Consider the following 22,115-nt stretch of genomic DNA (forward strand, 5'->3'; position numbering starts at 1 on the left):
CCTCCGACGGATCAATATACGGATCGCCCAGCTGCGTCTTCGGCTGAGCGTCAGCGAACCAGGGCGAACGACGCCGGTTCGCCGCTCTGGGCGTCGGCGCTCAGCCAGACGTCGAACAGGCCCGGCTCGACCGTCGGCCGCAGATCGGCGCCGAGGAAGGTCAGGTCGGCGAACCTCAGCGGAACGGACACCTCCAGTGCGCCGCCCGCGGGCACGGTCACGCGCCGGAAGCCCTTCAGCAGCCGCACCGGCTGGGTGACCGAGGCGGCCTTGTCGCGGATGTACAGCTGCACGACCTCGGATACGGGACGCGCCCCCGCATTGGTCAGGGTGACCGTCGCGGTGATCTCGCCGTTCCACGCCATGGTGGGCGACGACAGCCGGACCGGCGACCAGCTGACGGTCCCATAAGTCAGGCCATGCCCGAACGGATAGAGCGCCAGATGCGGCGTCTCGCGGAATTTCGCGGTGAATTCGGTGTCGGTCGGCTTCGACGGCCGGCCGGTGGCCTTGTGGGCGTAGTAGAAGGGCGACTGGCCCGACCGGTGGGGAAAGCTGACGGGCAGGCGCCCGGTCGGCGCGTGATCGCCGAACAGCACGTCGGCCACGGCGTTGCCGGTCTCGGATCCCAGGAACCAGGTGACCAGAATGGCCGGGGCGTCCTTCACCGCGCCGGCCAGCTCCATGCCCCGGCCATTGCGCAGCAGGACCACCACGGGCTTGCCGGTCGCCGCCACGGCCTCGGCCAGCGCCAGTTGCGGGGCGGGAAGACCGATGTCGACGCGCGATTTTGACTCGGCCGACATCTGCTGCGACTCGCCGACGGCCAGCAGCACCACGTCCGCCTGGGCCGCCGCCATCACCGCGGCTTCGATCCCGCCGGTCAGCGGCGCCTCGACGTCCGAACCCTTGACCACGGTCAGGCTGGAGCCGTCGCCCAGCGCCGCGCGCAGCCCCTGTTCCAGCGACACCGCCAGCTTCGGATCCTTGAAGATCGACCACGGACCGAACAGATCGGTCGCATCCGCTCCGAACGGCCCGATCAGGGCGTAGCGCTTGCCCGTCTTCGGCAGGGGCAGAAGGCCGCTCTCGTTCTTCAGCATCACGATCGACTTGCGGCCCGCCTCGCGCGCGAGGGCCAGATGCTCGCGGCTGCCGTGGACCCGCCGCTCCATGCGGACGTCGGAGCCCCGGTACGGGTTGTCGAACAGGCCCAGGGCGGCCTTGGTCATCAGCACCCGGCGCACCGCCTCGTCGACGCGGGCCACGGGCACGTCGCCGGACTGGACCAGTTCAGGGATGTGTTTGAGGTACAGGCCGCTCTTCATCGACATGTCGACGCCGGCCATCAGGGCCAGCCGCGCCGCGTCGCGTCCGTCGGCGGCGTAGCCGTGGGCGATCAGCTCCTGTTCCGAGGTGTAGTCCGACACCACGAAGCCGGCGAAACCCCACTCGCCGCGCAGGATGTCGGTCAGCAGCCATCTGTTGCCGCTGGCCGGGACGCCGTTCAGGTCGTTGAAGGCGCTCATCGTCGACAGGGCGCCGGCGTCGAAGGCGGCCTTGAACGGCGGCAGATAGACCGAGCGCAGCTCCAGCTCGCTCATGTCCGTGGAATTGTAATCCATGCCCGCCTCGGCGGCGCCATAGGCGGCGAAATGTTTGGGACAGGCCAGCAGCGACGACCACGCTTTCAGATCGTCGCCCTGGAAGCCGCGCGTGCGCGCCGCGGCGAACAGATTGCCGAGGAAGACGTCCTCGCCCGCGCCCTCGACCACACGGCCCCAGCGCTGGTCGCGGCCGATGTCGACCATGGGGGCGTAGGTCTGGTGCACGCCTGCGGCCCCGCCCTCGACGGCCGCCGCGCGCGCCGTGCGCATGGCCAGGTCGGCGTCCCAGCTGGCGGCCTCGCCCAGCGGCACGGGGAAGGTGGTGCGCAGGCCGTGGACGATGTCGGCGGCGAGCAGCAGGGGAATGCCCAGCCGGCTGTCGCGCACCGCCATCTCCTGCACCATGCGCGTGCCCTGGGCCCCCACGCCGTTGAACAGGGCGCCGATCCGGCCGGCGCGGATGTCGGCGGCCACGGCGGCCTGATCCGGGTTGAAGTCGCCGGGGTTCACCCCCTCGGGCCGCCAGCGGAAGGGGTCGTTCAGCAGGTTCAGCTGACCCGCCTTCTCCTCGATCGTCATGCGGGCGATCAGGCCGTTGACCCGGTCCAGGTCCGCCGCCGCCTGCGCGGCCGCGATCCGCGGCGCCATGACCATGCCGGCGGCCATCGCGCCTCCGGCCAGGAGCATGCGGCGGGTCGGGGAGGGGAAGGAGGCGTGACGCATGTAAACGGTTCCACAAGCTGTGGGCCAGACCTAACGACCGGGGCCAGCCCCGCCTAGTCCGCCCCGATCACATCCCGTTGCGCGCAGGACCCGTCGATCGACCCAGCCAGTCGATCAGCGCGGCGCGTTCAGCGGCCGATCCGCCCTGATAGGGCATGGCTGTCCCGGGTACGACGGCCTCCGGATCCGCGAGGTAGCGATCCAGCGTTGGCCCATCCCAGATCAAACCCCTACGGCCGGCCGCGCGCATCGCGTCCGAATAGGCGAAGCCCGGCACGGCCCCTGCGCGCCGGCCGAACACATCCGTCAGGTGAGGGGCGGGCATGGCGACATCGTCCGGACCCAGCGAATGGCAAGCCGCGCACCGCTGGAACGCGCGCTGGCCCGGGTCCGCCGTCTGCGGCGCCGACCCGGCGAGCGCCATGAGCAGGAGCCAGAACGCGGCCAAGGCCTCAGCCGCCATGCCGGATGACCACCAGCCGGTCGGTTCCGGACTCGGCGCCCCAGACCTCTCCGGGTCGGCCCAGCATCTGGCGCACGTTCGCGCCCGGACGATCGCTGGGGAAGCTCTGGAAGGTCTCGGTCGCCGGGTCGAACCGGACGATGGCGTTGGCGGCGAAATCGGTCAGCCAGACCTTGTCCGTCTCATCGACATAGACCGAATAGGCCTTCGGAGCCTCGCCCGGGAGTTTCCAGGTGCGCCAGCTGTTGTCGCGCGGGTCATGGACGCTGACGTTGCCGCTGTTCCACTCGCTGACCCAGATCCGGCCCTGGCTGTCCGACCAGACGCGCCGCGCGCCCTGGTTCGGCGTCGGCGGCTCGACGATGGTCGCCTCGCCGGTGTCGAGATCCACCCTGGCGATATGGTTGCCGGCCAGGGAGGCGTACCAGACCTCGCCCGAGGGCGTGGTGGTGATCCCGTACGGGCCGCGGCCCCGGGGCGCGGCCCAGACTCTGATGTCGTCCGTCGCCGGGTCCAGCCGGCCGTAGAAGCCGGTCTGGCCGGTGAACCAGATGCGGCCGCGATGGTCGAAGGTGGCCGTGTTCATGTTCACCGGGCCGGTGTCGGCGGGCAGAGGCCAGACCCTGACCTCGCGCGTCGTCCGGTCGACCCGGACGATGGCGTTCTGGCCGCCGTCGGTGATCCAGGCGTTTCCGTCGGGCCCGACGATGACGCCATGCGGGGCCGATCCTTCCCCCAGCGGCACGATCACGGTCTGTCCCGTCCGGGGGTCGAGGACGCCATGGCCGCCGCCGCGCTGGACCGTCCACCAGACCTCTCCGTCCGGCGTGACGGCGACGTCGTGGGCGCGTCCGCCCGGCGGGACCTCATAGTACCGGACCTGTTGCGCCGCCGCCGGCGAGGCGAGGACGATCGCCATGGCCAGGGCGGCGGCGAGGCGGGGAAACAGGCGGGTCATGGCGCTCTCCTTGCGTTCCTGCGGCGCGATCATGGTCGATGACCGGGCCGGCGGGTACGGGTGGGGGCGACGGGGGTCAGTCCTCGACGTCGACCTCCGGACGGTCATGGCCGTCGGCGCGTTCGGTGATCCAGCGGCCCGTGGCGTCGGCGTATTCGATCAGGGCGTCCTCATCCGGGACCTTCTGCTCGCGCGCCACGGCGACGGCGGCGGCCCGGGCCGAGTCATGGGTCGGATAGGTCTCGGAATAGGTCCCGCCCGACTGATAGGCCCAGCCTCCGTCGTGCTCGACGATGCGATAGGTGATCTGGACCATGGCGGCCTCCGGTTGCGAATATGTGGGGCGCGTCAGGCGACGGCTACGGGGCGAACGCGGCGTAGCGCCAGCAGTTGCAAGGTCACCCCGACGACCAGCCCCATCAGAAGCGCCAGCTGGATCGAGACCATCAATGGCGCTTGCGGACTGGCGGCGATCGGCGCGCCGACCGGCAGGCGGGTCAAGGTCTCGGTCAGGCTGGGCAGGATCAGGGTGAAGAAGCTGGTGCTCATGGCCACGGTCTCGATCCAGCGGCGATGACCGCCCAGGAATGAGGCGAAACGAACGGTCGCGCCGACGGCCAGCGATCCCAGGCTCAGAACCGAGATAAGGACGCCCGGCGCGTCGCGGATCACCAGCACTCCGGTCACGGCGCCGACGAACATGAAGAGCAGATACAGCCTGCCCCAGCCGCCCGACGGATCGATCCGTCCGTGGCGGAACAGCAGCATCAGGCCGATGGGCAGGGCGAGCAGGCTGCCGAGCGTGTGAAACCAGCCCAGCGGCGACAGTTCGGGAAGCATGGCGACCTCGGGGTTTGCGATGAACCGGGGGTACGCAAGCGAACACATCGCCAGCTTCCGCAATTCCGGACGCGGTGTCGAGGCGTCCGCCGCGCCGCAAACAATTTGTGAGCCGCCGCATCCGCTGGCGTGTCCGGCGCCGACTACCCTATGAAAGCGCGGGCGCGTTGTCCGGCGCATGAGGGGTGAAGATCATGGAAGATCTGTTCCGTTCCTACTGGTGGCTGCTGTTCCCTCTGGCCTGGTTCGTGTTCGGCGGCTTTTCCAGCTTCCTGAACTACCGGCGTCAGAAGGATACGCTGAAGCTGATCCAGACCTATGCCGAGCGTGGTCAGGAGCCGCCCGCGGCCCTGCTCAAGGTGCTGGAGCGTCCGATCGATGCGGACGACGATTCCTGGCAGATGCGCCGCGATGGCGGCCGGCCCGGCGACGGGTCCTGGTTCTCGGTGGTGCTGTTCGGGGTGATGTCGGCGGGCTTCGCCTACGCCAGCTGGGCCGACATCTACGGCGCGGCCGAGGCCTTCCTGATCGTCAGCTTCGTGCTCGGAGCTCTCTGCCTGGCCTCGCTGGTCTCGGCCCTGCGCAGCGGCGGACGCGGTCCGCGGGACTGATGCGGCCCGGAAACGCGCGCCATGGGGGGATTTCACAGCGACGCCGAGCTGGTGAGCCATGCGCTCGCCGGTTCGGACGCCGCCTTTTCGCGACTGGTCGAGCGGCATCAGGCGGCCGTGCGCGGCTTCCTGCGCCGCGCGCTGGGCGGGGGCTGGGCCGAGGCGGACGATGTGGCCCAGGACGCCTTTCTCGCCGCCTGGCGGTCGCTGCGGTCGCTCAGGGACCCCGACGGCGTCCGCGCATGGTTGTGCGGCATCGCCTGGCGCAAGGCCCAGGACCGGATCCGCAGCACGCGCCGGCGCGCGGTCCGCGACGGCGTCTGGCTGGAAACGGTCGAGCCCCCGGCGGGCGTGTCGCACGAGGATCGGCTGTCCATGGCCGCCGCCATGGCCGATCTGCCGCCGGACGTCCGGGCCTGCGTGGCCCTGTGTCTGGCCGACGGCTGGTCGCACGGCGAGGCCTCCGTCGTCCTGGGCTTGCCTCTCGGCACGGTGAAGTCGCATGTTGCGCGCGGTCGGGCGCGGCTTCTGAAGGCGCTCGGAGGACCCGATGACGCCTGAACGGAAACTCCAGGCCTTGTTCGCCGCCGAGGCGCCGCCGGCGCGCGACTACGCCTTCCAGGCGCGGCTGGCGCAGCGGATCGCCCTGCGCCGGGCGTGGATGACGGTCGCCGCCCTCGCGCCATGGTGCGTCGCTGGAGTCGCCATCCTGTGGGCCCTGATCCCGGTGGTCGGTCCGCTGGGCGAGGACATCGCCGCCCTGGTCCCCGCCGCCGGCATGCTGGCGGGCGTAGCGGTCAGCGCCGTCGCCGCCCTGTGGCTGTCGCGCCGGTTCAGCGCAGCCTGACGGTCGCCGCCACGCCGAAATGGTCTTACGAAAGTTTCACCTCCCCAGCCGCATCCATGGAGCCCCTTCACAGCCTCTTGTCGTCAGAAGGCCGAGGCATCACGCTCCGGTCTGACGAAAGAGGGGATACCCACATGGAAGACTTCATCCCGCTGGTGGCCATTCTGTCGGTCTTCGGCTCCATCACCGCCATCATCTTCGGCCCGACCTACCTGAAGTTCCGCGAACGCCGCGAAACCCAGGAAACGGTTCGCCGCGCCATCGACAAGGGGCAGGACCTGCCGCCCGAGGTTCTCGACGCCCTGACCAGGGACGTCACCAAGAACCTGCCCTCGCGGACCCGCGACATCCGCCGCGGCATCATCTGGCTGGCGGTCGGCGTCGGCATCGCCGCCTTCGGCCTCATCAACGACATGGGCTGGAACGGCAACGACGACTGGCACGGCAATGTCGGCGACGGCCTGCTGGGCGTCGCGGCCATCCCGGTCACCATCGGCCTGGCCTATCTGGTCCTGAGCTTCTTCAACAAGAACAAGGACTGAGCCGGGTCGGACAGGGGGACTGATCATGACCCAACCTCTGATCGACCGGCACGACGTCGAGCTCGCCGCCCTCGCGGCGGCGGGCGGACGGCGGGAGTTCGGCGAACTGGTGCGCCGCCACAGCTCGGCGGTGCGCGGTCTGCTGCGGCGGATGGGGGCGCAGGCCTCGCTCGCCGACGACATCGCCCAGGACGCCTTCATCCAGGCGTTCGAGCGGTGCGCCGAGTTCCGCGGCGAGGGCACCTTCGCCGCCTGGGTCAAGCGGATTGCGGCGCGCCTTTACATAAAGCGCGCTGCAAAAGAAGCCCGCTACATCGCTGAAGTCGAACAGGAAGATGTCGCGCCCGCCGCCGATCAGGCGGGCCTGATGGATCTCGACGAAGCCCTCAAGGGCCTCAGCGAGCCCGAACGACTGTGTGTCTCCCTTTGTCACGGGGCCGGCATGGCGCATCCCGAGATCGCCGCCGCCCTGAATTTGCCACTCGGCACGGTGAAGTCTCATGTCAAACGTGGTCTGGATAAACTCCGCGCGCGGCTACAACCGCAATCCGCGCAGTCCGTGGGAGGAACGCAGCATGTCGGCTGATGAGTTCGATCCCGAAATCGAGCGCCTGTTTGCGCGCACGCCGCATCTGGCCGATGCGGCCCTGTTCAACGCCCGGGTCGAGCAGCGCCTGCAGAAGGGCTCCCGGGTCCGGTTCTTCGCCCTGGGCCTCGCCGGCGTCGTCGGCGGCGTCGTGGCGGTGCGCGAGACCATGAGCGTGAACCTGGGCCTCGGCGGCGGCGACGGCGTGGTGGCGGGCGACGCCCTGGGCCAGGGCATCCGGTCCACCTCGCTGAGCGTGCAGGGCGCGGTTCAGGGCGGTCTCGACCAGTTCGGCCTCGGCGGCCTGGAATTGGGCTCCATGGGGGGCATGCAGCTGTTCTGGATCGCGGCTGGCGCCCTGATCGCCCTGGCCGCGGCCGGGGTCATGAAGCTGTCCCAGGACATGTGATCCCGTCCCGTCGTCCCGTCAGGGATGACGGGACGCGGGGGCGTCGCTATCTAGGTCCCCGAACAGGAGGACCGTCATGTCCAGCCAGAAACAGGAAACCGTCCGCCGCCTCGCCGCGCCCGACATCCGGGGCCGCAAGGGCGGCGAGCCCATCGTCTGCCTGACGGCCTATGACGCCCCCACGGCGGCCCTGCTTGACGACCATTGCGATCTGCTGCTGGTCGGCGACAGCGTCGGCATGGTGGTGCACGGCATGCCCAATACCGTCGGCGTCACTCTCGAGATGATGATTCTCCACGGCCAGGCCGTCATGCGCGGTTCGAGGAAGGCCATGGTCGTCATCGACATGCCGTTCGGCAGCTATGAGGGCGGCAAGGAGCTGGCCTACGAAAACTGCGCCCGCGTCATGAAGGAGACGGGCGCGCAGGGGGTGAAGCTGGAAAGCGGCCCCACCGTCGCGGAAACCATCGCCTATCTGGTCCAGCGCGGCATCCCGGTCATGGGCCACGTCGGCCTGCGGCCCCAGGCCGTGCTGACGGACGGGGCCTTCAAGGCCAAGGGCCGGACCGACGAAGAGCGGCTGCGCGTCATGTCGGAAGCCGAGGCCACCGCTGACGCCGGGGCATTTTCCATTGTCATCGAAGGCGTGGCCGAGGGTCTGGCCCGCGACATCACCGCCGCGGTCGACAAGCCGACCATCGGCATCGGCGCCTCGTCAGCCTGTGACGGACAGATCCTCGTCACGCCCGACATGCTGGGCCTGTTCGACTGGACGCCGAAATTCGTCCGCCGCTACGCCGACATGCGCGGCGAGATCGACCGGGCCGTCGCCGCCTACGCCGCCGACGTCAAAGCCCGCCGTTTTCCTGCCGAAGTCGAGACCTACTTCTCGAAAAAGCCCGTTACGCCCTAAGGGCTGCGTTGCGGCGGGCAGGCTGACCCTCTAGGGTCCGGCCGGATTGAATTTCAGCGGCCTCGGCGCCGTTTTCTGGGGGCGACGTATCCGTGGTTGATGTCTTCGAGCAGGTCGAGGAGGAGCTCCGCTCCGACCGCTACAAGCGGCTGGCCCGCACCTGGCTGCCCGTCGTGGGTGGCGTGCTGCTGGTCGCCCTGATCGCCGCCCTGGCCTTCTGGGGCTGGGACAGTCTGCAGACGTCGAAGGCCGACAAGGCGTCGATCGCCTTCGACCGCGGCGTGCAATCGCTCCAGGCTGACAACCCCGTCGGCGCCGACGCCGCCTTCACCCAGGCGGCCAGGGACGGCAACGGCGCCTATAAGGCCATGGCCCTGATGCAGCGCGGCGGCATCGCCGTCGACGCCAATCGCATCCCTGACGCCATCGCCCGCTTCGACGAGGCGGCCAAGGCTTCGCGCGATCCGCTGCTGTCCGACGCCGCCGCCCTGAAGGCCGCATGGCTGGCCATGGACAGCGAAACCCTGGCCCAGATCGAGGCCCGCCTGGCGCCGATCGCGAAGGACGGCCGTCCGTTCAGCCCCTTCGCCCTCGAGGCCCTGGCCATGGCCCGGCTCCAGAACGGTCAGATCGCTCCGGCCCGTGAGGCGCTGGTCCTGCTCAAGAACGGCCTGGACACGCCCGACATCATCAGCCAGCGCGCCGACCTGGCCATCGCCGCCATCGATTCCGGCGCCGCGGCCACTCTTCCGGCCATCGTCCGCGCCCAGGGCGCGCTTCCGGTGGCTCCTCCGGCCGCTCCGGCAGCCGCCGCTCCGCCGGCCGGCCCGGCCGCTTCCGCCGCTCCGGCCCGCCCGTGATCCCCGTTTCCAGGACGTCCGTCATGAACCGCGTGCTCAAAGTCGCCCTTCTGAGCGGCCTCGCCGCCGCCGTCGCCTCGTGCAGCACGGTGCGCAACGCCCTGCCGTTCGGCCTCGGCGGCGACAAGGGGCCGCAGGCCACGGCTTCGGAAGGCCAGCGGATTTCGGTTCTGGAGTTCGAACAGCAGCTGGCTCCTTCGGCGGCCCTGTCGGGTCGCGACTTCTTCCTTCCGGGACCCCAGGCCGCGACGGCCTGGACCCAGCCCGGCGGCAACGCCGAGAATTCGGTCGAACACGTCATCGCCGCGCCCGAATTCGCCGTCGCCTGGCGCCGCGGCGTCGGGGCGGGTTCGTCGCGCACGCGTCAGGTCATGGCGCCGGTCGTGGCCGACAACGGCCGCGTCTTCGTGCTGGACGGCGAGTCCACCGTGTCGGCGCTCGACTCCGGCACGGGCGCCCAGGCGTGGAAGGTCAATATCAAGCCCGATGAACGGGAGGGCGGCAGCCGCGGATTCCTCGGCTTCGGCGGCACAGGCGGAACGACGGGCGGCGGTTTCGGCGGCGGCGTCGCCGTGGGCGGCGGCAAGGTCTTTGTTTCGTCCGGCTATCGCGTCGTCACCGCCCTCGACCAGGCCACGGGCGCGGTCGTCTGGACCACGCCGGTCGACGTGCCGATCCACGGCGCTCCGACGGTCTCCGGCAGCCGGGTGTTCGTGGTCGATGTCGAGAACCAGATCCAGGCCTTCGACGTCGCCACCGGCCGCCAGGACTGGTCCTATCGCGGCATTCCCGAACCGGCCCGCATCATGCGCGCCTCCAGCCCGGCCATCACCGGCGACACGGTCATCGCTCCCTTCTCGTCGGGCGAGATCGTGGCCCTGCGCGCCTCGACCGGCCAGGCCGTCTGGCAGCAGGTGCTGTCGCGCACCAGCCGCACCAGCGCCCTGTCCGAGATTCGCGACATCGCCGGCCGTCCTGTGGTCAGCCGCGGCACGGTCTACGCCGTCAGCCACTCGGGCCTGCTGTCAGCCCTCGACATCCGCACCGGCCAGCCGAAATGGGCGCCGCTGCCCATCGCCGGCGTCAACGCGCCGCTGCCCGTCGGGGACGTGGTCTATGTGGTGTCCAAGGACGGCGAACTGACCGTCATCAACCGCGACACCGGCCAGATCTACTGGAGCCGCGATCTCAACGAAGGCCGCGTGCGTCAGGAAGGCGGCTATTTCGGCTTCTGGGACCGGACCGTGCGCCCGGAATGGTCGGGCCCGCTGCTGGCCTCGAACCGGCTGGTCCTGACCAATTCCGACGGCGAACTGGTCGCCTTCGATCCCAAGACCGGCGCCCAGACGGCCTCGCTCAAGCTGGGCGCGGGTCCGATCTATCTGGCGCCGGCCGCCTATAACGGCGCGCTGTATGTCCTCACCGACAAGGGCGACCTCGTCAGCATTCGCTGACGCCGGACAACAAACTGCGTTAGAAGGCCGACATGGCTCTCAAAGTCGCCATCGTCGGCCGCCCCAATGTGGGCAAGTCGACACTGTTCAATCGTCTCGTCGGCAAGCGCCTTGCGCTCGTCGACGACCGCCCGGGCGTGACCCGCGACCGTCGCTACGCCGACGGCAACATCGGCGACATGGACCTGACGCTGATCGACACCGCCGGCTATGAGGACGTCACCGACGACAGCCTCGAATCGCGCATGCGCGAACAGACCGAGGCGGCGCTGGAAGACGGCGACCTGATCCTGTTCATGATGGACGCCCGCGAGGGCGTGACCTCGCTGGACAAGATCTTCGCCGAGCGCCTGCGCAAACAGCACAAGCCCGTCATCCTGCTGGCCAACAAGTCCGAGAGCCGCGAGAGCGGCGGCGGGATCGGCGAGGCCTATTCGCTGGGCTTCGGCGAGCCGGTGGCCATCTCGGCCGAGCACGGCGAGGGCATGGCCGACCTCTACGCCGCCATCGTCGCCGCCAGCGCCGACATCTTCATCGAAGAGGTCGACGAGCCCGACAAGCCGATCCGCATCGCCATCATCGGCCGCCCCAACGCCGGCAAGTCGACCCTGATCAACCGCCTGATCGGCGAGGACCGCATGCTGACCGGCCCCGAGGCCGGCATCACCCGCGACTCCATCTCGGTCGACTGGGAATACGAAGGTCAGAACATCCGCCTGGTCGACACCGCCGGCATGCGCCGCAAGGCCCGGGTGCAGGAGAAGCTGGAGAAGCTGTCGGTCGCCGACACCATCCGCGCCATCACCTTCGCCGAGGTGGTGGTCCTGGTCATGGACAAGGACGACGCCTTCGACACCCAGGACCTGCAGCTGGCCGACCTGGTCGAGCGCGAGGGCCGGGCCCTGGTCTATGTCGCCGCCAAATGGGACCTCGAGACCGAGCCCCAGTCCAGGCTCGCCAAACTGACCCAGATGGCCGAGGACAAGCTGCCCCAGCTGAAGGGCTCGCCGTTCGTGGCCCTGTCGTCCCATTCGGGTCGCGGCGTCGAGCGCCTGATGCCCGCCGTGCTTCAGGCCCATGCGACCTGGTCGGTCAAGGTCAAGACCAAGGACCTGAACACCTGGCTGGCCATGGCCACCCAGAGGCATCCGCCCCCCGCCGTCGACGGCAAGCGGATCAAGCCCAAATACATGGCCCAGACCAAGGCCCGCCCGCCGACCTTCGTGCTGATGGCCAGCCGCGCCGAGTCCATGCCGGAGCAGTACAAGCGCTATCTGGTCAACAATCTGCGCGAATCCTTCGACCTGCCGGGCACGCCGATCCGTCTGCTGGTCAAGTCGGGCAGCGAGAACCCCTATGCGCCGGGCGGCTCCAAATCGGGCCCCGAACGCTACAAGGGCGACGCCAAGACCGCGCCGCGCAAGGTGATCAAGAAGGCCGAGCGGGCCGAGATGCTGTCCAACCTGCCCGGCAAGGCGCTGGAACAGAAGAAGGCCGGCAAGACGAAGCTGAAGCCGCTGGCGGGGCTGAAGGCCAGCGCCAACAAGAAGGCCGGCTCGTCGGTGGCGGTCCAGAAGGGCGCGCGGGGCGGGGCGCGGCAGGTGTCGCGGTCAGGCCGGGTGCGGACCGGACAGAAACACGCGCCGAAGAAGTAGGCGTCGGGACGGGGAGGGGACCATGACGCGCGGTATGGCAATGCTCCTGACCCTCCTGACCCTGGGGTTCGCGATCTTCGCGGGGTGGTACAGTGGTCAACGCGCCGACTACTTCCCGGCCAGCCTGCAGACGGCGAAAACGATATGCGAGTTCGGCCCGGGCATTTTCGAAGCGCAGGCCGTACAGACCGATTTTGAGGATGAGTGGTTTTCGGGAGAGCTGGCGGCGTTCCAGGAGCCCTCCCTTTATCGCCGTCCGGCCACGGCTCCGCGGTCGATCAGGTTCACATGGCTCCGCAGCTTCCATGACCCCATCCTGGTGCGGGTCGACGTCGCCCCTGACGGTCGCCAGACGATCACCGCCAAACGCAGGCCTGCGGGACACGGATATGGACCGAGTCCGGGCGTCAGACGCTCTGTCGAAATCGAGCGGTTGCTGACGCAACCGGAAGCCGCTGCTCTCGACGCGGCGATCGCGCGGAGTGGTCTGTTCGATGCACCGGTGGCGGGCTGCTCCTGCTGCCTTGATGGCGCGCAATGGATCATCGAGGGCGCGGACCCCCGCGAGGGTTACCGCTATCGAAGCCGGCAATCCCCCAAGGACGGCCTCGAGCACGCGCTTGGCCTGCACCTGCTCGGCCTCACGGGCTTGGACGTCGGAGATATCTACTAGATCAACTCGCGATGCTCATTCGCGCCCGAGAAACGCCGGACCCCGAACAAGGCGTCTATTGACGCCCCCTGTTCTCTGGCGACCCGCTGCGTGGTAATCTCATTGGATCGCGGCTCACGGCGCGGGACCCCACATGACGCTGCGCGATAATGCCTCACTCCCGTTCACACCGGCGCGGCGAGAAGTGCTGGCCGCCGTCGCCGGTCTGTCGCTCGCCTCCCAAGCCGACGCGGCGCCGGCCCGACACTCCCCGATCCTCAACCCAGCCCCCTCGGGCCTGCCCGGAGACACGACCATGGCCACCGTGAAGACCCGCGACGGAACCGAAATCTTCTACAAGGACTGGGGGACGGGCCAGCCCATCGTCTTCTCGCACGGCTGGCCGTTGTCGGGCGACGACTGGGACGCCCAGATGATCTTCTTCCGGTCCCAGGGATTTCGCGTCATCGCCCACGACCGGCGCGGCCACGGCCGCTCGACCCAGACCGACGCCGGCAACGAGATGGACACCTACGCCGACGATCTGCAGGCGCTGTTCGAGGCCCTCGACCTGCGCGGCGCGGTCCTGATCGGCCACTCCACCGGCGGCGGCGAGGTCGCCCGCTTCCTCGGCCGTCACGGGACCAGCCGGGTCGCGAAGGCGGTGCTGATCGGGGCGGTGCCCCCGGTCATGCTCAAGTCCGACAAGAACCCCGGCGGCCTGCCGATCGAGGTCTTCGACGGCATTCGCGCCGGCCTCGCCGCCAACCGGGCCCAGTTCTATCGCGACCTGCCCGGCGGCCCCTTCTACGGCTTCAACCGGCCGGGCGCGGCGGTATCCGCCGGCGTCATCGACAACTGGTGGCGTCAGGGCATGATGGGCGGCATCAAGGCCCAGTACGATTGCGTCAAGGCCTTCTCGGAGACCGACTTCACCGAGGACCTGAAGAAGATCGACATCCCGACCCTGGTGATGCACGGCGACGACGACCAGATCGTCCCCATCGACGACTCGGCCCGGATCTCCTCGACCCTGCTGCCGCAGGGGACGCTGAAGGTCTATCCGGGCTTCCCGCACGGCATGGCGACGACGCATGCGGACGTCATCAACGCCGACCTGCTGGCCTTCATCCGCGCCTGACGGCGGCGCTCAGCTGAAGGCCGGCGCGCCTCATTTTGACGCGCCGGCGAAAACGCCGTTATCCTTCCCAACCTCGGGAGGGTTCAGATGCTCAGACTCGTGCTTTCGATCATCGGCGGCGTGGTCGTCGCCTTCGTCCTCGTCTTCCTCGGCGACATGCTGTCCCAGTCCCTGGCCGCGTCGGCCGGGCCGGCGCCGACCGACATGAACGATCGCGCGGCGATGGAGGCCTGGATGGCCGGCCTGCCGATGCAGGTGTTCATCGTCATGCTGGCGACGTGGACGGTCGCCGCCTTCGCCGCCGCCGCCTTTGCGGCCCGCTTCGCCCGTCGCGGCGCCTGGCCCGGCTGGGTCGCCGCGGGCCTGTTCCTGTGCGCCACCGCCGCCAACCTGTTCCTGATCCCGCATCCGGCATGGATGGCGATCGCGGGCGTCGTCCTGGTCGTGGCCGCCGGCTGGTTCGGCGCGCGGTCCGGATCGACCGGCTTCCTGCGCGGAGCCTAGATCAGCGCCGCCACGTTCGGCCCGCCGCTCCAGTCCTTGAACTTCACCTCCAGCGCCGGCTCCAGATCGCCGCGGGCCAGTTCGACCATCAGCGGGCCGATGGCCGAGGGATGGGTCACCTCCTCGGGGTCCTCGCCCGGATAGGCCTGGGCCCGCATCGCCGTGCGCATCCGGCCCGGATCGACGATGGCGACGCGCACCGGCGTCGACTCGATCTCGTCGGCCCAGCATTTCATCAGGGCCTCGGCTCCGGCCTTCGACGCCGCGTAGGCGCCCCAGAAGGCCTTGGGCGCGCTGGCCACGCTGGTGGTGACATAGACCGCCCGCCCGGCGTCCGACGCCTTGAGCAGCGGCTCCAGCGAGCGGATCAGGCGATAGACGGCGGTGAAATTGGTCTTCTCGACCTTGGCCCAGACCCGGGGGTCGGCGTGGCTGACCGGCGTCAGGCCCGAGGCCCCCATGGTCGCCGCCGCCTGCACCCAGACGTCCAGCCGCCCGAACCGCTCATGGATCGCTCCGCCCAGCCGGTCGATCGCCCCGCCGTCGACCAGATCGAACGGGATCAGCGTCGCGTGCCGGCCCGTCGCCGCGAAAACGGCGTCGTCCAGTTCCTCCAGCCCTCCGACCGTCCGCGCCGTGGCGATCACGTGCGCCCCGGCCTTCGCCAGCGCCAGGGCGGTCTCGTAGCCGATGCCGCGCGAGGCCCCCACGACGAGGGCGATGCGGTCTTTGAGGGGAAGGTCGGTCATGGCGGGCCTGATAGCCCGCCCGTGGGCCCGGCGAAAGTCAGAAGCCCGGCGCGGGTTGCCACAGGCTGATGCTCACCCCCTGGTCGTCGCTGATCACCACCGAGCGCCCGGTCGAGCCGTCCGCCGGAACCGCCGCCTTGCCGCCCAGTTCGATAACCCGCTCGCACAGGGCGTCGATGTCATCGACGCGGAAATACATATGTGGAAACTGGCCGGGCCGCTCCGCCTTGGTGAAGCCGAATGCGGGGCTGCTGCCGGCGACATGGGCGTAGGTCGGGCCCGATTCGGCCTCGTTGAACGTCCAGCCGAGCAGGGCCGAATAGAAGGCGCGCGCCTTGGCGACATCGTGTGTGTCGATGGTGAAATAGCCAAGCTGAACCATGCGACGCCTCTGAAGCGGACCTTAGGCCCTTAAGCGCTGACCAGCAGCGAAAGTTGCCGCGCCGCGACCTCGCGTCCGCCTTCCTCGATCTCGCGATCCAGCAGGCGGGTCGGGTATTCGCCGGTGAAGTAGTGGTCCGTGAACTGCGGATTGTGCGGATCGCGCGGACCCGCCTCCATGGCCTCGTACAGGCCGTCGACCGACAGGAAGCCCAGGGAGTCGACCTCAAGGAAGGCCTTCATCTCCTCCAGCGTCTTGTTGGCGGCGATCAGCTGGTCCCGCTCGGGCATGTCGATGCCGTAGAAGTCCGGCCACATGATGGGCGGCGAGGCGGAACGCAGATGCACCTCGGTCGCGCCCGCCGCCCGCACGGCGCGAACCAGCTTCACCGACGTGGTGCCGCGCACGATGGAATCGTCGATCAGCACGACCCGCTTGCCCTTCAGCACCGAGCCGTTGGGGCTGTGCTTCATCCGCACCCCCTTCTGCCGGGCGCCCTGGCTGGGCTGGATGAAGGTGCGGCCCAGATAGTGGCTGCGGATGATCCCCATCTCATAGGGAATGCCGCTCTCCTGGGCGTAGCCCAGCGCCGCCGGCACGCCGGAGTCGGGCACCGGCACCACCACATCGGCCTCGACGGCGTGTTCGCGGGCCAGCTTCATCCCCATCCGCTTGCGCACGCCATAGACCGAGCGGCCGTTCACGACGCTGTCGGGGCGCGAGAAATAGACATATTCGAACAGGCAGGGCCGGGCCCCGCGCGTGGGGAAGGGCTTCAGCGACTTCAGCCCTTCGTGGTCGATCACGACCACCTCGCCATGCTCGACGTCGCGCTCGAAGGTCGCGCCGATCGTGTCCAGGGCGCAGGTCTCGGAGGCCAGCACCCAGGCATCGCCCAGACGGCCCAGCACCAGCGGGCGGATGCCCAGCGGATCGCGCGCGCCGATCAGCTTGGATCGGGTGGCGCAGACCAGGGCGTAGCCGCCCTCGATCCGGCCGATGGCGTCGATGAAGCGGTCGACGATCTTGGCCTTACGGCTCCGCGCGATCAGGTGAAGGATGACTTCCGAGTCCGAGGTCGACTGGAAGATGGCCCCTTCGCCGACCAGCTGGTTCCGCAGATACAGGAAGTTGGTCAGATTGCCGTTGTGGGCGATGGCGATGCCGCCCTGGTCCAGATCGGCGAACATCGGCTGGATGTTGCGCAGGAAGCTGCCGCCCGCCGTCGAATAGCGGGTGTGGCCGACGGCCGCCGTGCCCGGCAGGCGCTCGGGCAGGTCGGCGCCGCCGAAAGCCTCTCCGACCAGGCCCATGTGGCGCTCGGTGTGGAAGCGGGTGTCGTGCACGCTGGCGATGCCGCAGGCCTCCTGGCCGCGATGCTGCAGGGCGTGCAGGCCAAGGGCCACGATGGCGGAGGCCGCGTCCTTCTCGGCCCCCCAGACGCCGCAGACGCCGCATTCGAGGCGCGGACGGTCGTCGTCGGCGTCGCGATGGTGCGCCCGGTGGACGACCGGGTCGGCGATGGAATGCTCAGGGCGGCTCATCGTGGGGCTCCGATGAAGCGGGGAACGCTAGCGTGCGGCGGACGGCGGCGAAGTATTGCTTGTTTGGGGCGGGGGCAAGGCTTTGTCTTCGGAAAACCCTTTGCTCACGGACGAAGTCACGACGGGGGTCAGCGCATCTGCGCCGCGGCCTATGCCCGGCAGGACGATCTGGATCATCCGCGCCGCGCCCGCGGTGACCGGCCGCAGGGCAGCCTCGCTGAGCCAGCGCGGGGTCTTTTCGCCCGGCATGGCGGCGACGACGACCAGATGGATCGCGCCCAGCAGCACCAGCGACCGCGCCGCGCCGACGAACACGCCGACGAACCGGTCGACCCCGCCCAGCTGCGGATGGGCCTGGGCCCGCTTCGACAGGATCGATCCGAAGATGCGGATGCCGAAATAGATGAGCAGGAAGGAAGTGATGGCCGCCGCGATCGTCCCCATCCAGTCCGGATTGACCAGGGCCCGCCCCAGCGGCGCCGTCAACGGCAGGGCGACCAGGGCGATGAAGGCCGCCAGCACGAAGCTCAGCAGGGTGATGACCTCGCGCGTCCCTCCGCGCACCCAGCCGGCCGCGGCGGAGGCGAGGATGACCAGAATGGCGATAACGTCGAAACCGGTCACCTTGTCTCCTCCCCATCGCAGATGGGGAGGGGGACCGCGAAGCGGTGGAGGGGTTCACACCGCCGCACTGACCTTACTCGCTTCAAAAACCCCTCCGTCTCGTCGGCTTTGCCGCCGATCCACCTCCCCATTCGCTGCGCGAACAGGGAGGAGACCAGCTTCAATAGCGGTTTTGCGAGATTCGTTCGACCGCTTCGGTGAGTCGCGTGACGGATGTCACCCTGACCCCCTTGTCCTTGACCGTCAGGGGCGGCGTCAGGGCCTGGTCGAAGCCCAGCTTCTGCGCTTCGCGCAGCCGCGCCTCGGCCCGGCCGACGGCCCGCACCTCGCCCGACAGGCTGATCTCGCCGAATACGACGCAGCCCTGGGGCAGGGGGGTGTCGGTCGCCGAACTGATCAGCGCCGCCGCCGCCGCCAGATCCGCCGCCGGCTCATTGATGCGCAGGCCGCCCGCCACGTTCAGATAGACGTCCTGATCCCCGAAGCCGAAGCCGCACCGGGCTTCCAGCACCGCCAGCACCATGGCCAGCCGCCCGGTGTCCCAGCCGACCACCGCCCGGCGCGGCGTGCCATAGGCCGATTTCGACACCAGCGCCTGCATCTCCACCAGCACCGGCCGCGAGCCCTCGATGCCGGCGAACACCGCCGCCCCCGGGGCCCGGTCCCGGCCCTCGCCGAGGAACAGGGCCGAGGGATTGGCCACCTCCCGCAGGCCGGCGTCGCCCATCTCGAACACGCCGATCTCATCGGTGGCGCCGAAGCGGTTCTTGCCCGCCCGCAGAATGCGGAACGGATAGCCGCGCTCGCCCTCGAAGCTCAGCACCGCGTCGACCATATGCTCGACCACGCGCGGCCCGGCGACCTGGCCGTCCTTGGTCACATGGCCCACCAGCACCACGGCCACGCCCTGCGACTTGGCCAGCCGCACCATTTCCCCGGCGCAGGCCCGGACCTGGGTCACCGACCCGGGTCCCGCCTCATGCGCGTCGGACCACAGGGTCTGGATCGAATCGACGATGACGATGTCGAATTTCTCGCGTTTCAGCGTGCCGAGGATGTCGCGCAGCGCCGTGGCCGAGGCCAGTTCGACCGGGGCCTTCTCCAGGCCCATGCGTTTCGCCCGCGCCCGGATCTGCTCGACCGCCTCCTCGCCCGAGATATAGGCCACCCGCCGTCCCGCCAGGGCTGCACGCCCGGCCACGTCCAGCAGCAGGGTCGACTTGCCGACGCCGGGATCGCCGCTAAGCAGGATGGCCGAACCGGGCACCACCCCGCCGCCGCAGACGCGGTCGAACTCGGCCACCCCGGTGATGATGCGCGGCGGTTCGGGCGTCTCGGACTGCAGGCCCTCGAACTGCACGCCGCGCCCGCGCCCGGCCGCGCTCGTGGCCGGCTTCATCGCCCCCGGCGGCGCCGCACGGCTCTCCTCGACGATCGAATTCCATTGCCCGCACGCCCCGCACTGGCCGGACCACTTGCCGTGGACCGCCCCGCAGGACTGACAAACATAGATCGCGCCGTCTCTCGCCATGGGTCCGGCTTACAGGAGTCGCGCCCGGCGGGGCAGGGGGCGCCGGAGAGGGTGCGTCCGGAATTGACGTAGCCTGCACCGCCTGAAAACAGCGCGGCGCCGACGCACGCCTGTTGCTCACGCCGCCCCCGTCATGCCAGCTTCGCCGCCACAGGGGAGTTAAACCATGCTGCATCGTCTGGCCGCCGCCGCCATCGCGCTCACGCTCGGCCTCGCGGCCCCCGCCCAGGCCGACACCCTCGTCGTCACCGCCGCCCGCATGGTCGATGTCGAGCGCGGCCGCTACCTCGACAATCCCGTCGTGGTCGTCACCGACGGGCGAATCACCGCGGTCGGAACCGCCGCCCCCGCCGGTCTGCCGGCCGACGCGCGCCGCCTCGACCTGCCGGGCCTGACCCTGCTGCCCGGCCTGATCGACATGCACGTCCATCTGGCCGGCACCCCCTATGTTTCGGGCTTCAAGGTGCTGGAATACGCCGACGACTTCGAAACGGTGCTGCAGGTCCCCAACGCGCGCGCCAATCTGATGGCCGGCTTCACCACGGTGCGGAACCTGGGCGGACCCGACTTCGCCGACGTCGCCCTGCGTCAGGCCATCGACGCCGGCTTCATCGAGGGGCCGCGCGTCGTCCCGGCGGGCGCCTCCTTCGGGGCCACCGGCGGCCATTGCGACGTCACCGGCCTTCCGCGCTCGCTCGCCCAGGCCAACGACTACAACGCCGACAGCGTCGAGGCCGCCCGCCACAGCGTGCGCGAGGTGCGAAAATACGGCGCCCAGGTCATCAAGGTCTGCGCCACCGGCGGCGTCTTCTCGCGCAACACCGAACCCGGCCAACAGCAGATGACCCTGGCCGAACTGACCGCCGTCGCCGATGAGGCGCACATGTGGGGCCTGAAGGTCGCCGCCCACGCCCACGGCGCCTCGGGCATCGCCGACGCCATTCGCGCCGGAATCGACACCATCGAGCACGCCTCGCTGATCGACGCCGAGGGCATCCGTCTGGCGGTCCAGCACGGGACCTGGTTGTCGATGGACATCTTCAACACCGACTTCACCCAGGCGACGGGGACGGAATTCGGCGTCACCGAGGACAATCTGCGCAAGGACCGCGAGATCGGCCAGCTGCAGCGCGACAATTTCCGCGCCGCCCATCGCGCCGGGGCCCGGATGGTGTTCGGCACCGACGCGGCCATCTATCCGCACGGCCAGAACGCGCGGCAGTTCGCGGTGATGGTCGAATACGGCATGACCCCGGCCGAGGCGATCCGCGCCGCCACCTGGAACGCCGCCCAGGCCCTGGGCCGGGAAGGGGACGTCGGCGCCATCGCGACCGGCCGCTACGGCGATCTGATCGCCGTGTCGGGCGATCCCCTGGCCGACGTGCGGATGCTGGAGACGGTGCCCGTGGTCATCAAGGGCGGGGCGGTGGTCCGGGACGCGCGCTGACGGTTCAGACCCAGACGCGTGGAACCCGCGCGGTGACCGAGGTCAGCAGCTCATAGGCGATGGTTCCCGCCGCGCCCGCCGCGTCGTCCAGCATGCGGTTCCGTCCGAACAGCTCGACCGGGTCCCCGACGGCGACCTCCAGCCCGGTGACGTCCACGGCGCACACGTCCATCGACACCCGCCCCACGATCGGTCGCAACTGGCCCGCGACGAAGACCAGACCTTTCGGACTGTAGGCCCGCAGCACCCCGTCGGCGTAGCCGGCGGCGCAGGTGGCGATCCGCCTTGGCGCGTCGGCCACGAAGCCGCGCGAATAGCCGACGCTCTCGCCCGCCGGGACCTCGCGCACCTGCAGCACCTCGGCCGCCAGCGTCGCCACCGGCCGGATGCGCGCGTCCGGCCGCCCCTCCGGCCCGCCGCCGTACAGGCAGACGCCCGGCCGCAAGGCGTCGAAGGCATAGTCCGGTCCCAGGAAGACTCCGCCCGAATTGGCGAACGAGCGCACCGTCCCCGGATACCGCCCCGCCGCCGCCGCGAAGGCGTCCCTCTGCCGCGCGTTCATCGGCTCGGCCGGATCGTCGGCGCAGGCCAGATGGCTCAACACCAGATCCAGTCCTTCGAACGCGTCCGGCGCATCCTCGACGCGGAATCCCAGCCGGTTCATGCCCGTGTCGATCTGCAAGCCGCAGGCTCCGCCGCCGGCGCTGCGCCATTCGGCCAACTGCGAAGCCGTGTTCAGCACCGGCCTCAAGCCCGCCGCCCGAAGACGCGCCGCCCGCCCCGCCAGGCATCCGTCCAGCACATAGATCGCCGGCGCATTGCCCAGCGCCGCCCGCAGCCGCTCCCCCTCGCTGGTCCTCGCCACGAAAAACGTCCGCGCGCCCTCGGCCATCAGCCGCGCCGCGCAGGCGGCGGCCCCCAGCCCGTAGCTGTCAGCCTTGACCACCGGATGGACGGGAACGCCGCCTGTCGCTTCCAGCGCGTGGAAGTTCGCGGCGAGCGCGTTCAGATCGACGGTGAGCGTGGCCGGTGCGGGCATCCCGCCATCTATGGCGACCCGCTTGTGCGATGCA

At 69.7% G+C, this 22,115-nt stretch carries 25 protein-coding genes; 14 read left to right on the top strand and 11 right to left on the bottom strand.

Annotated features, from left to right (window positions below; all coding sequences use genetic code 11):
* Positions 1 to 50: 50 nt before the first annotated feature.
* The 5 genes from bglX to VN378_RS10685 form a co-directional block, all read right to left on the bottom strand.
* Positions 51 to 2,330, bottom strand: a complete 2,280-nt coding sequence (gene bglX, locus VN378_RS10665) for a beta-glucosidase BglX (protein ID WP_325743555.1) — start codon at positions 2,328 to 2,330, stop codon at positions 51 to 53.
* Positions 2,331 to 2,397: 67 nt separating this feature from the next.
* Positions 2,398 to 2,793, bottom strand: coding sequence for a c-type cytochrome (locus VN378_RS10670; RefSeq protein WP_325743556.1), 396 nt, complete (start codon positions 2,791 to 2,793; stop codon positions 2,398 to 2,400).
* Positions 2,783 to 3,751, bottom strand: coding sequence for a virginiamycin B lyase family protein (locus VN378_RS10675; RefSeq protein WP_325743557.1), 969 nt, complete (start codon positions 3,749 to 3,751; stop codon positions 2,783 to 2,785). The genes VN378_RS10670 and VN378_RS10675 overlap by 11 nt, the downstream gene beginning before the upstream one ends.
* Positions 3,752 to 3,827: 76 nt before the next feature.
* Positions 3,828 to 4,067 carry a DUF2188 domain-containing protein gene (locus VN378_RS10680; RefSeq protein WP_325743558.1) on the bottom strand — a complete coding sequence of 80 codons (240 nt, stop codon included), beginning with the start codon at positions 4,065 to 4,067 and terminating at the stop codon, positions 3,828 to 3,830.
* Between the two features lie 32 nt (positions 4,068 to 4,099).
* A complete protein-coding gene (locus VN378_RS10685; protein ID WP_325743559.1) occupies positions 4,100 to 4,591 on the bottom strand; it encodes a hypothetical protein in 492 nt (163 codons plus the stop codon).
* Between the two features lie 194 nt (positions 4,592 to 4,785).
* Between VN378_RS10685 and VN378_RS10690 the strand changes: the two genes are divergently transcribed.
* The 13 genes from VN378_RS10690 to VN378_RS10750 all read left to right on the top strand — a co-directional run bounded on the left by VN378_RS10690 (position 4,786) and on the right by VN378_RS10750 (position 14,765).
* Complete coding sequence (locus VN378_RS10690; protein WP_325743560.1) at positions 4,786 to 5,202, top strand: hypothetical protein; 417 nt, start codon at positions 4,786 to 4,788, stop codon at positions 5,200 to 5,202.
* Positions 5,203 to 5,223: 21 nt separating this feature from the next.
* Positions 5,224 to 5,763, top strand: coding sequence for an RNA polymerase sigma factor (locus VN378_RS10695; protein WP_325743561.1), 540 nt, complete (start codon positions 5,224 to 5,226; stop codon positions 5,761 to 5,763).
* Complete coding sequence (locus VN378_RS10700) at positions 5,753 to 6,049, top strand: hypothetical protein (protein WP_325743562.1); 297 nt, start codon at positions 5,753 to 5,755, stop codon at positions 6,047 to 6,049. Before VN378_RS10695 ends, VN378_RS10700 begins: the two co-directional genes overlap by 11 nt.
* Positions 6,050 to 6,183: 134 nt before the next feature.
* The gene (locus VN378_RS10705; protein WP_325743563.1) at positions 6,184 to 6,591 is read left to right on the top strand and encodes a DUF6249 domain-containing protein; all 408 of its coding nucleotides are present in this window, start codon (positions 6,184 to 6,186) and stop codon (positions 6,589 to 6,591) included.
* Positions 6,592 to 6,616: 25 nt separating this feature from the next.
* Positions 6,617 to 7,177, top strand: a complete 561-nt coding sequence (locus VN378_RS10710; protein ID WP_325743564.1) for a sigma-70 family RNA polymerase sigma factor — start codon at positions 6,617 to 6,619, stop codon at positions 7,175 to 7,177.
* Positions 7,167 to 7,586 (top strand): hypothetical protein, encoded by a 420-nt coding sequence (locus VN378_RS10715; RefSeq protein ID WP_325743565.1) that lies wholly within the window; start codon positions 7,167 to 7,169, stop codon positions 7,584 to 7,586. Before VN378_RS10710 ends, VN378_RS10715 begins: the two co-directional genes overlap by 11 nt.
* A gap of 76 nt (positions 7,587 to 7,662) precedes the next feature.
* A complete protein-coding gene (panB, locus tag VN378_RS10720) occupies positions 7,663 to 8,499 on the top strand; it encodes a 3-methyl-2-oxobutanoate hydroxymethyltransferase (RefSeq protein ID WP_325743566.1) in 837 nt (278 codons plus the stop codon).
* Between the two features lie 92 nt (positions 8,500 to 8,591).
* On the top strand, positions 8,592 to 9,359 hold the full coding sequence (locus VN378_RS10725; protein WP_325743567.1) for a tetratricopeptide repeat protein: 768 nt from the start codon (positions 8,592 to 8,594) through the stop codon (positions 9,357 to 9,359).
* Between the two features lie 23 nt (positions 9,360 to 9,382).
* Positions 9,383 to 10,813 (top strand): PQQ-binding-like beta-propeller repeat protein, encoded by a 1,431-nt coding sequence (locus tag VN378_RS10730; protein WP_325743568.1) that lies wholly within the window; start codon positions 9,383 to 9,385, stop codon positions 10,811 to 10,813.
* Between the two features lie 32 nt (positions 10,814 to 10,845).
* Complete coding sequence (gene der, locus VN378_RS10735) at positions 10,846 to 12,468, top strand: ribosome biogenesis GTPase Der (RefSeq protein ID WP_325743569.1); 1,623 nt, start codon at positions 10,846 to 10,848, stop codon at positions 12,466 to 12,468.
* Positions 12,469 to 12,490: 22 nt separating this feature from the next.
* Complete coding sequence (locus tag VN378_RS10740) at positions 12,491 to 13,141, top strand: hypothetical protein (protein WP_325743570.1); 651 nt, start codon at positions 12,491 to 12,493, stop codon at positions 13,139 to 13,141.
* Positions 13,142 to 13,436: 295 nt separating this feature from the next.
* On the top strand, positions 13,437 to 14,261 hold the full coding sequence (locus VN378_RS10745) for an alpha/beta hydrolase (RefSeq protein WP_325743571.1): 825 nt from the start codon (positions 13,437 to 13,439) through the stop codon (positions 14,259 to 14,261).
* An 87-nt stretch (positions 14,262 to 14,348) separates the two neighbouring features.
* Complete coding sequence (locus VN378_RS10750) at positions 14,349 to 14,765, top strand: hypothetical protein (RefSeq protein ID WP_325743572.1); 417 nt, start codon at positions 14,349 to 14,351, stop codon at positions 14,763 to 14,765.
* Here VN378_RS10750 and VN378_RS10755 read toward each other — a convergent pair.
* From VN378_RS10755 to radA, 5 genes are all read right to left on the bottom strand, one after another.
* Positions 14,762 to 15,514, bottom strand: coding sequence for an SDR family NAD(P)-dependent oxidoreductase (locus VN378_RS10755; RefSeq protein WP_325743573.1), 753 nt, complete (start codon positions 15,512 to 15,514; stop codon positions 14,762 to 14,764). The two genes, VN378_RS10750 and VN378_RS10755, sit on opposite strands and share 4 nt — an antisense overlap.
* Positions 15,515 to 15,551: 37 nt before the next feature.
* A complete protein-coding gene (locus VN378_RS10760; RefSeq protein ID WP_325743574.1) occupies positions 15,552 to 15,896 on the bottom strand; it encodes a VOC family protein in 345 nt (114 codons plus the stop codon).
* A 29-nt stretch (positions 15,897 to 15,925) separates the two neighbouring features.
* Positions 15,926 to 17,440: an amidophosphoribosyltransferase gene (gene purF, locus VN378_RS10765; RefSeq protein WP_325743575.1), complete on the bottom strand. Its 1,515-nt coding sequence runs from the start codon at positions 17,438 to 17,440 to the stop codon at positions 15,926 to 15,928.
* 27 nt (positions 17,441 to 17,467) lie between these two features.
* Positions 17,468 to 18,064: a CvpA family protein gene (locus VN378_RS10770; protein WP_325743576.1), complete on the bottom strand. Its 597-nt coding sequence runs from the start codon at positions 18,062 to 18,064 to the stop codon at positions 17,468 to 17,470.
* Between the two features lie 160 nt (positions 18,065 to 18,224).
* Complete coding sequence (gene radA, locus VN378_RS10775) at positions 18,225 to 19,595, bottom strand: DNA repair protein RadA (RefSeq protein WP_325743577.1); 1,371 nt, start codon at positions 19,593 to 19,595, stop codon at positions 18,225 to 18,227.
* Positions 19,596 to 19,761: 166 nt separating this feature from the next.
* Between radA and VN378_RS10780 the strand changes: the two genes are divergently transcribed.
* Positions 19,762 to 21,042 carry a metal-dependent hydrolase family protein gene (locus VN378_RS10780; protein ID WP_325743578.1) on the top strand — a complete coding sequence of 427 codons (1,281 nt, stop codon included), beginning with the start codon at positions 19,762 to 19,764 and terminating at the stop codon, positions 21,040 to 21,042.
* Positions 21,043 to 21,046: 4 nt separating this feature from the next.
* Here the strand turns inward: VN378_RS10780 and alr are convergent, their stop codons facing one another.
* A complete protein-coding gene (gene alr / locus VN378_RS10785) occupies positions 21,047 to 22,081 on the bottom strand; it encodes an alanine racemase (RefSeq protein ID WP_325743579.1) in 1,035 nt (344 codons plus the stop codon).
* Positions 22,082 to 22,115 lie beyond the last annotated feature (34 nt).

Source organism: Brevundimonas sp. (assembly GCF_035561115.1).
Classification (GTDB): domain Bacteria; phylum Pseudomonadota; class Alphaproteobacteria; order Caulobacterales; family Caulobacteraceae; genus Brevundimonas.

Coding starts and splice junctions, on each gene's coding strand:
- VN378_RS10750 (WP_325743572.1), top strand. CDS start 14,349: ATGCTCAGACTCGTGCTTTCGATCATCGGCGGCGTGGTCGTCGCCTTC.
- der (WP_325743569.1), top strand. CDS start 10,846: ATGGCTCTCAAAGTCGCCATCGTCGGCCGCCCCAATGTGGGCAAGTCG.
- VN378_RS10705 (WP_325743563.1), top strand. CDS start 6,184: ATGGAAGACTTCATCCCGCTGGTGGCCATTCTGTCGGTCTTCGGCTCC.
- VN378_RS10740 (WP_325743570.1), top strand. CDS start 12,491: ATGACGCGCGGTATGGCAATGCTCCTGACCCTCCTGACCCTGGGGTTC.
- purF (WP_325743575.1), bottom strand. CDS start 17,440: ATGAGCCGCCCTGAGCATTCCATCGCCGACCCGGTCGTCCACCGGGCG.
- radA (WP_325743577.1), bottom strand. CDS start 19,595: ATGGCGAGAGACGGCGCGATCTATGTTTGTCAGTCCTGCGGGGCGGTC.
- VN378_RS10755 (WP_325743573.1), bottom strand. CDS start 15,514: ATGACCGACCTTCCCCTCAAAGACCGCATCGCCCTCGTCGTGGGGGCC.
- VN378_RS10670 (WP_325743556.1), bottom strand. CDS start 2,793: ATGGCGGCTGAGGCCTTGGCCGCGTTCTGGCTCCTGCTCATGGCGCTC.
- panB (WP_325743566.1), top strand. CDS start 7,663: ATGTCCAGCCAGAAACAGGAAACCGTCCGCCGCCTCGCCGCGCCCGAC.
- VN378_RS10715 (WP_325743565.1), top strand. CDS start 7,167: ATGTCGGCTGATGAGTTCGATCCCGAAATCGAGCGCCTGTTTGCGCGC.
- bglX (WP_325743555.1), bottom strand. CDS start 2,330: ATGCGTCACGCCTCCTTCCCCTCCCCGACCCGCCGCATGCTCCTGGCC.
- VN378_RS10700 (WP_325743562.1), top strand. CDS start 5,753: ATGACGCCTGAACGGAAACTCCAGGCCTTGTTCGCCGCCGAGGCGCCG.
- VN378_RS10695 (WP_325743561.1), top strand. CDS start 5,224: ATGGGGGGATTTCACAGCGACGCCGAGCTGGTGAGCCATGCGCTCGCC.
- VN378_RS10780 (WP_325743578.1), top strand. CDS start 19,762: ATGCTGCATCGTCTGGCCGCCGCCGCCATCGCGCTCACGCTCGGCCTC.
- VN378_RS10685 (WP_325743559.1), bottom strand. CDS start 4,591: ATGCTTCCCGAACTGTCGCCGCTGGGCTGGTTTCACACGCTCGGCAGC.
- alr (WP_325743579.1), bottom strand. CDS start 22,081: ATGCCCGCACCGGCCACGCTCACCGTCGATCTGAACGCGCTCGCCGCG.
- VN378_RS10690 (WP_325743560.1), top strand. CDS start 4,786: ATGGAAGATCTGTTCCGTTCCTACTGGTGGCTGCTGTTCCCTCTGGCC.
- VN378_RS10680 (WP_325743558.1), bottom strand. CDS start 4,067: ATGGTCCAGATCACCTATCGCATCGTCGAGCACGACGGAGGCTGGGCC.
- VN378_RS10675 (WP_325743557.1), bottom strand. CDS start 3,751: ATGACCCGCCTGTTTCCCCGCCTCGCCGCCGCCCTGGCCATGGCGATC.
- VN378_RS10730 (WP_325743568.1), top strand. CDS start 9,383: ATGAACCGCGTGCTCAAAGTCGCCCTTCTGAGCGGCCTCGCCGCCGCC.
- VN378_RS10710 (WP_325743564.1), top strand. CDS start 6,617: ATGACCCAACCTCTGATCGACCGGCACGACGTCGAGCTCGCCGCCCTC.
- VN378_RS10760 (WP_325743574.1), bottom strand. CDS start 15,896: ATGGTTCAGCTTGGCTATTTCACCATCGACACACACGATGTCGCCAAG.
- VN378_RS10745 (WP_325743571.1), top strand. CDS start 13,437: ATGGCCACCGTGAAGACCCGCGACGGAACCGAAATCTTCTACAAGGAC.